Source organism: Rhizomicrobium sp. (genome assembly GCF_056722145.1).
In genome coordinates this window covers 1-7,730 of the sequence record NZ_JBWZET010000103.1, presented here as the reverse complement: position 1 = coordinate 7,730, position 7,730 = coordinate 1, and the positions used below count along the sequence as shown (strand labels likewise).

The window sequence follows — 7,730 nt, the reverse complement described above, 5'->3', positions numbered from 1 at the left end:
ATCCTGTGCGTGCAATTCTGGATGGAGCAAGCAGACACTGGAGCGGTGAAGAAAGGTCGCGCCTCTCACGACCCGCCGAGCAACGCGAGACATAACGGACCCAGGATACGCAGCTCGCGTGCGTATCATACAATCGAGACCGGCGAAGCTGCGGCTGAATGCGGAAGTGTCTCGAGCGTGCGGGTTTCACCGGGCGAACGGACTGTGCCTGTCAGCGGCCGAATGAACCCGGCCGCTCTGCTGGCGCCCCGTTCGCGGAGGGCACTCCCCGAACGAGCGGACTTGCGAAAGCCAGGCCCGCTCTCGGCATATTTAAAGGGGCGTCAGGCGTTCTTCTTCGCCAGGAAGTGTTCCAGCCAGTGGATGTTGTAGTTGCCGTCGATGATGTCGGGCTCGCGCACCAGCAGTTGGAACAGCGGAATGGTGGTCTCGATGCCGTCCACCACCAGCTCGTCGAGCGAGCGGCGCAGGCGCATCAGGGCTTCGTTGCGGGTCTTGCCGTGGACGATCAGCTTGCCGGTCAGGCTGTCGTAATAGGGCGGGATGCGATAGCCGGAATAGATGTGGCTGTCGAACCGCACGCCCAATCCGCCCGGCACATGGAACTGCTTGATCAGGCCCGGCGAGGGCTGGAAGGTGAAGGCGTTCTCGGCGTTGATGCGGCACTCGATGGCGTGGCCGGAAAACACGATGTCGTCCTGGGTCATCGACAGCGGCAGGCCGGCGGCGATGCGGATCTGCTCGCGCACGATGTCGACGCCGGTGATCGCCTCGCTGATCGGATGTTCCACCTGCAGGCGGGTGTTCATTTCGATGAAGTAGAACTTGCCGTCCTCATAGAGGAACTCGATGGTGCCGGCGCCGAGATAGCCGAGCTTTTCCAGCGCCCGGGTAACGATGCCGCCGATGTCTTCGCGCTGCTGGTCGTTGAGGGCGGGGCTGCCCGCTTCCTCCCACACCTTCTGATGCCGGCGCTGCAGCGAACAATCGCGGACGCCGAGGTGCACGACATGGCGCTGGCTGTCGGCGAGGACCTGGACTTCGATATGGCGCGGCGTCTGGAGATATTTCTCCATGTAGACCGCGTCGTTGCCGAAGGCGGATTTGGCTTCGGCCTTGGCGGTGGAGAGGGCGAAGGACAGTTCTTCGCGCTTGGTCGCCACCTTCATGCCGCGGCCGCCGCCGCCCGCCGTCGCCTTGATCAGCACGGGGTAGCCCATGGCATCGGCGATTTTCAGCGCGTCTTCTTCGCTGGCGATGGCGCCCTCGGAACCGGGAACCGTTGGAATGCCGGCCTCTTTGACCGTCTGCTTGGCGACGATCTTGTCGCCCATGACGCGGATGTGCTCCGGCGTCGGGCCGATGAAGGTGAGGTTGTGCTCCTCGACGATCTCGGCGAAGCGGGCGTTTTCGGAGAGGAAGCCGTAGCCGGGATGGATCGCCTGGGCGCCGGTGATTTCGGCCGCCGCGATAATCGCGGGAATGTTGAGATAGCTCTGCGAAGTCGGCGGCGGACCGATGCAGACGCTCTCGTCGGCCAGCCGGACATGCATGGCTTCGGCGTCGGCGGTGGAATGCACCGCCACGGTGGCGATGCCCATCTCCTTGCAGGCGCGAATGATGCGAAGCGCGATCTCGCCGCGATTGGCGATGAGGACTTTGTCGAACATCAGGCGATGACGAGCAGGGTTTGGCCGAACTCGACCGGCTCGGAGTCGTGGACGCAGATATCGGTCACCGTGCCGGACTTGGGCGCGGCGATCGGGTTCATGGTCTTCATCGCCTCGACGATGAGGATGGTGTCGCCTTCCGACACCTTGTCGCCGACCTTGACGAACGGTGGCTTGCCCGGTTCGGGCGAAACGTAGACGGTGCCGACCATCGGCGACGGCACGGCGCCGGCCGGCGGGCCTTTCGGCTTCGCCGGGGCGGGGGCCTCGGCGGTGGAAGCCGGAGCAGCAGCGGCGGCCACCGGGGCGCCGGTCACGTAGGAGGTCGTCACCTGGCGCGCCACGCGCAGGCGGGCGCCGCCTTGTTCGATCTCGATCTCGGTCAGGCCGGTTTCGGAAAGCAGCTCCGCCAGTTCGCGGATCGCGGAGGAATCGATGTTCGGCATGACCTTTTTTCCGAGGGGAATGCGGGCTCCGATGGATTTGACATCCTTCATGTTCATTCGGCGTCCTCTTCGATCAGGGACGCCAGCGCGTCCACGGCAAGCACATAACTGTTGGCACCAAAGCCGACGATCAGGCCCTTGGCCACAGGGCTGATCAGCGAATGGTGGCGGAACTCTTCCCGCGCGAAGGTGTTCGACAGGTGCACCTCCACGATTGGGCAGTCGAGGGCGCGCAAGGCGTCATGAATCGCCACCGAGGTGTGGGTATAGGCGCCGGCGTTGATGATGACGCCTGCGGCCTTGTCCCGCGCCTCGTGGATCCACTCCACCAGCTCGCCTTCGTGGTTGGATTGTCGGAATACTACCTCCAGGCCATGCGCCTGGGCTTCCGCGGCGGCGATGTCGCCGATGTCCGCGAGCGTGGTGCGGCCATAAATTTCCGGCTCCCTTGTCCCCAGGAGGTTGAGGTTGGGGCCGTTGAGGACATATATCGCCTTGGGCAAGAAAGGCTCCGTAACCGGTTCGGATTCGCCTTATACTGGGCAATCCCTCTTCCGCAAACATCAATCGGGAACAGGCTTTATGGCTTTGACAGTGACTATCAACGGCGAAACGCGCCAACTGAACGGTTCGGTCAACTTGACCGAGTTGGTCACCCAAATGGGCCTCGACCCGGCCAAAATCGCGCTCGAGCGCAACCTGGAGGTCGTGCCGCGGTCGCAATACAAGGATATCACGGTGGCTGACGGCGATCGCCTGGAAATCGTGCACTTCATCGGCGGCGGCAATGCCCCCGAGCCGGCGCCCCGTCCGGTCGACAAGCCGCTGGTGATTGCCGGGCGGACGTTCAAATCGCGACTCATCATCGGCACCGGCAAGTACAAGACCTATGCCCAGAACGCCGCCGCCGCCGAGGCTGCGGGCGCCGAAATGGTGACGGTGGCGGTGCGCCGGGTGAACCTGACCGACAACAGCTCCGAGAAGCTGGTCGATTTTGTCGATCCCAAGAAATACACCTACCTGCCCAACACCGCCGGTTGTTTCACGGCCGAGGACGCCATCCGCACCCTCAGGCTGGCGCGCGAGGCGGGCGGCTGGACGCTGGTCAAGCTGGAAGTGCTGGGCGACAAGAAGACCCTCTACCCCAACATGATTGAAACCATCCGGGCGACCGAACTCCTGATCAAGGAGGGGTTCCAGGTGATGGTCTATTGCAGCGACGATCCCCTGATCGCCAAGCGGCTGGAGGAGATGGGCGCCTGCGCGATCATGCCGCTCGCGGCGCCGATCGGCTCAGGCCTCGGGGTGCAGAATCCGGTCGGCATCCGCATGATCATCGAAGAGGCCACGGTGCCGGTGATCGTCGATGCCGGCGTCGGCACGGCCTCGGATGCGGCGGTGGCGATGGAACTCGGCTGCGACGCGGTGCTGATGAATACGGCCATCGCCGAAGCCAAGGACCCGGTGATGATGGCTGCCGCGATGCGCCATGCGGTGGAGGCGGGCAGACTCGCCTATCTTGCCGGCCGCATGCCGAAAAAGCGCTACGCCGATCCCTCGAGCCCGCTGGCGGGGTTGATCTGAGGCGAATAGCGAGTAGCGAGTAGCGAGTAGGGAGTAGGGAGTAGGGGCTTGACCGGTTCATCCAGTCAGGCCCCTTTTTCTATTCGCTATTCGCTATTCGCTATTCGCTATTCGCTCTACTTCACCAGCTTCTTCAAATCCGCTTCGGTGAGTTCGCCTTCGTGGACCTGGCCGTTGATGATGAACATCGGCGTGCCGTTGAACTTCAGTTCGCGCGCCATGCGGAAGCCGGCGAGCAGCGCCTTGTCGGTATCGGGCGCATTGAGATCGGATGCGAGCTTCATCACGTCGAGACCGTTCTTCTTCGCCACCTGCAGCAGCAGCGCTTCGTCGACGGCGCCGCTTTCCGCCATCAAGCCGAAGTGCAGGGCGAGGAATTTGTCGCCCTGCTGGTGCGCGGCGATGGAGGCGCGCGCCGCCATGGTGGAGGCATCGCCGAAGATCGGGAATTCGATGAAGGCGAAGCGGGTGTCGGCTTTGTGCTTGTCGACGAACGCCTTCACCAGCGCCGAGGTGTTGCGGCAATGGCCGCAATTGTAGTCGTAGAACTCGACGAAGGTGTTCTTGGCGTTCGCCGGGCCGGTGACGAATCCGACCTTGGGATCGAGCAGCTTGCTGGCACCGATCGCCTTGAGCTTGTCGGCCTGTTCCTGGCGCGCTTCGGCGGCAGCCTGCTCTTCGGCGAGGGCCTGCATCTGCAGCACCAGCTTGGGATGGGCGAGCAGGTAGGACTGCATCCGCGCGTCGGTCGCCGCCGGCACGATGTGCAGGGCAACGGCCGCCGCCATGACGGCAACGGCGAGGGCGGCACCGATCAGGCCTCCCAGAGCGGCGGTCTTCAAGCGTTCCGGCATCGATCCTGGTCTTTCAATTGCCCCGCTGCTGCTTCAGTTGGGACGCAGCAATGGCGAGAATGTCGTTGGCCCGTTCCCAATCGGGCGAACCCTTGGCGAGTTTCTGGCGCGAACGGATGGCGAAAACCCCCGCCTTGCGCAAGTCCCCAACGGTGTAATAGCGCTCCGCGGTGGCGAGGTCGGCCATCGCGTTGTTGCCGAGGTCGCTATAGGCCTGGGCCATCTCGTACCAGCCGAACGGGTTCTCGGTGTCCTGCTGCATCGCGATCTTGAGGTTGGCGACGGCTTGCAGCTCCATCGGCTTCTGGCCGGTGGCGACCTGGGCGGCGGCGAGCGCCACCCGAAGCTGGGGCGCATCCGGCATCAGATTGACGCTCTGCTGGTAGGGTCCGATCCCCTTCACCGGCTGGCTCATCGAGACGTAGATCTGGCCGAGCACCTCGTAGAAGAACGGGTTCTTGGGCTCTTCCTTGATCAGGCTGTTGATCTCTTCCAGCGCCTTGGGAAGGTTGGGCTGGCGCATGTAGACCATGGCGCGGGCGTAGCGCGCCGGGGCGCTCTTGTTGGACACCGGATAGCGGTAGAGCACGTCCTGCACCGGCAGCTGGAAGCCGATGATCTTGGCCTTGACCATTTCGAAGGCGTGGATCGCCTGCGGGCTGTCGGGCACGTCACGATAGGGCGAGGCGTCGGCGATCGTGCGCAGGTTCTCGACGCGCTCGCGGCTGGACGGGTGGTCGGTGGCGAAGCGCTCGGGATGGCGCACCATCATGGCCTCTTCATTGGCCATGCGCTCGAACACGTTGACCATGCCCTGGCCGGACTGGTGGGTGGCGCGCAGGTACTTCTGCCCCATCTGGTCGGCGGTGGCCTCCTGGACGCGGCTGAACTGGAAGAACTGGGCCTCTGCGGCGCTTTGGCCCACCCCCATCAGGATCATGGCGGCTTCGCCGGCGCCCATCACCGCCGCGCCGATGCCGAGCGCCATCGACAGCAGCATCGGAATCTCGGCCTTGGCGATGGCCTCGGAGCCGCGGCTGAGATGGCCGCCGGCCATGTGCCCGGTCTCATGCGCCAAGACGCCGATCAGCTCGTTGGGAGTCTTGAGCTGAATGAACAGGCCGGTATTGACGAAAATGTTCTGACCCTCGGCTACGAAGGCGTTCAGTGAGGTGTCGCCGACGATGTACATCTTGACTGCGTTGGGATCGATGCCGGCGACGCCGAGGATCGGCTCCTCGTAGGAGCGCAGCAGCCGTTCGGTCTCGGTGTCCTGCAACAGGTCGATGCCTTGCGCCGCGGCGGGGGCGATCTGGAGCCAGAACGCACCGAAGAAACCGATCGCGAACGACACCAGACGGCCGGTACGGGCCGAGACAAATCTACGGCCACGAAACCAGTGCAGAGGGTTGCAAATTGCCAACGCTTGAACTCTCCTCTTAGGCCCACGACGGTAGGTTCGCGACGTGCTTGCGTCAACGGAGGGCGGGCCTCAAGTGAATTCGACAACAGCCAAGGATTACGGGCAATTCATGTTGTATTCTCGCGCCTTAGCCGGTGTGGCCGGCATGCTCCTTCTGGCCGGATGTTCATTCGACATCGGCGGTATCGGCGACACGGTCGGGCTGTCGAGCAGCTCGCCGGGCACAACCGGCGCCCTGGTGGTCGGCGACGAGCCGTTTGCCGTCCGAGCCGGCGCGGCGATCCTGGGGCAGGGCGGCAATGCCGTCGATGCCGCCACGGCGATGTATTTTACCCTCGCGGTGACCTATCCGGTGGCGGCCGGGCTGGGCGGCGGCGGCCTCTGCATCGTCCATGATCCGGCCAAGAACACGACGCAGGAAATCGATTTCGAAGCCCCCGATGCGGCCCAGGCCGGCGCCTATGCGGTGCCCGCCAACGTGCGCGGCTTCGCCCTGATGCAGGGTGCCTTCGGGGCGTTGCCGTGGCAGAAGGTGGTGTCGCCCGGCGAGGTGATGGCGCGCACCGGCGTGCCGATCTCGAAAGCGATGGCGATGCGCCTGGCCGAAGCGGGCGACGTCATTCGCCTCGATGCCGGCCTGTCGGCGGTCTACATGGACGAAACCGGCAAGCCCAAGACGGCCGGCGTGGTCGTCGCCAATCCCGATCTCGCCGAAACGCTGGCGGCGATCCGCGTCAGCGGGCCCGATGCGCTGTACACGGGCGCGATCGGCGAGCGCATCGCGACCTATGCCGGCAGCGAAGGCGGCACGGTCACCAAGGCCGATCTCGCCACCATCCGCGCCCAGCGCGCGACGCCGCAGGTGACCCAGATCGGCTCCGATTACGTCTTCCTGCCGGCGCGCAAGGTCGGGGCGGGCGCCTTTGCCGGCGTCTTGATCGACAACCTTGCGCGGGCCCAGGCGAACAGCGTCGGCGCCCGCGACCTGCAGGCCTCGGTGGTGTGGGCGGTGAAGCAGTCGCTGAAGGATTATCATGTCGGCGAGCTGCCCAAGGACCTCGGCGCCACCGGCTTTGCGGCGATGGATGCCCGCGGCCAGGCGGTCGCCTGCGCCGTGACCATGAACGGCCCGTTCGGTTCCGGCCACACGGTGCGCGGCACCGGCGTGACCCTGGCGAAGGCCCCGAGTGCCGGCGCGTCCGGTCTCGCCAGCGCCTTCCTGACGCCGATCATCGCGGCGCGCCGGGCCGACGATCCGGCGGTGCTGGCCGGTGCCGGCGCCGGTGGCCCCAACGGTGCAGCGGCGATCGCCTATGCGCTGGGGCGGATCGCGGGCGGCGACGAAATCCAGTCGCGGGCCGATCTGCGCACCACCGGCGTGGCGCCCTACGACACCGTCAACGCCATCGTCTGCTCGGGACGATCCTGCGTCGCGCTGCCCGATCCGGCCGCGAACGGGCTGGGAGCGCTGGTGCCGGTGAAGGAGAAGTAAGAAGGGATTCACGCGGAGACGCGGAGTCGCGGAGCGAGCGTGCCAAGCGGGACCGCTGATTTTCATCCCGACCCGGCCCGACATTTTCGCCTGCACCCAGCCTCCGCGTGAGCCCTCTTAAATATGCCGAGAGCGGGCTTGGCTTTCGCAAGTCCGCTCGTTCGGGGAGGGCCCTCCGCGAACGGGGCGCCAGCAGAGCGGCCGGGTTCATTCGGCCGCTGACAGGCACAGTCCGTTCGCCCGGTGAAACCCGCACGCTCG

The 7,730-nt window shown here is 65.2% G+C and carries 7 protein-coding genes; 2 read left to right on the top strand and 5 right to left on the bottom strand.

All coding sequences use genetic code 11. From position 1 onward, the window contains the following. Nucleotides 1-323: 323 nt before the first annotated feature. The 3 genes from accC to aroQ are packed head-to-tail and all read right to left on the bottom strand — an operon-like array spanning nucleotide 324 to nucleotide 2,619. On the bottom strand, nucleotides 324-1,670 hold the full coding sequence (gene accC, locus AC1P6P_RS05635; protein ID WP_481401456.1) for an acetyl-CoA carboxylase biotin carboxylase subunit: 1,347 nt from the start codon (nucleotides 1,668-1,670) through the stop codon (nucleotides 324-326). Continuing rightward, entirely contained in the window at nucleotides 1,670-2,116 is a 447-nt protein-coding gene (accB, locus tag AC1P6P_RS05630) for an acetyl-CoA carboxylase biotin carboxyl carrier protein (RefSeq protein WP_481401455.1), read from the bottom strand. The genes accC and accB overlap by 1 nt, the downstream gene beginning before the upstream one ends. A gap of 53 nt (nucleotides 2,117-2,169) precedes the next feature. Beyond that, nucleotides 2,170-2,619 carry a type II 3-dehydroquinate dehydratase gene (gene aroQ / locus AC1P6P_RS05625; RefSeq protein WP_481401454.1) on the bottom strand — a complete coding sequence of 150 codons (450 nt, stop codon included), beginning with the start codon at nucleotides 2,617-2,619 and terminating at the stop codon, nucleotides 2,170-2,172. Between the two features lie 79 nt (nucleotides 2,620-2,698). Between aroQ and thiS the strand changes: the two genes are divergently transcribed. Next, nucleotides 2,699-3,700: a sulfur carrier protein ThiS gene (gene thiS / locus AC1P6P_RS05620; protein ID WP_481401453.1), complete on the top strand. Its 1,002-nt coding sequence runs from the start codon at nucleotides 2,699-2,701 to the stop codon at nucleotides 3,698-3,700. A gap of 116 nt (nucleotides 3,701-3,816) precedes the next feature. Here the strand turns inward: thiS and AC1P6P_RS05615 are convergent, their stop codons facing one another. Together AC1P6P_RS05615 and AC1P6P_RS05610 are read right to left on the bottom strand one after the other, a co-directional pair. Next, nucleotides 3,817-4,554, bottom strand: a complete 738-nt coding sequence (locus AC1P6P_RS05615; RefSeq protein WP_481401452.1) for a DsbA family protein — start codon at nucleotides 4,552-4,554, stop codon at nucleotides 3,817-3,819. 13 nt (nucleotides 4,555-4,567) lie between these two features. After that, nucleotides 4,568-5,908, bottom strand: a complete 1,341-nt coding sequence (locus tag AC1P6P_RS05610; protein ID WP_481401451.1) for a M48 family metalloprotease — start codon at nucleotides 5,906-5,908, stop codon at nucleotides 4,568-4,570. Between the two features lie 178 nt (nucleotides 5,909-6,086). Here AC1P6P_RS05610 and AC1P6P_RS05605 point away from each other — a divergent pair, with 178 nt between their 5' ends. Further along, a complete protein-coding gene (locus tag AC1P6P_RS05605; RefSeq protein ID WP_481401450.1) occupies nucleotides 6,087-7,469 on the top strand; it encodes a gamma-glutamyltransferase in 1,383 nt (460 codons plus the stop codon). Nucleotides 7,470-7,730: the final 261 nt, after the last annotated feature.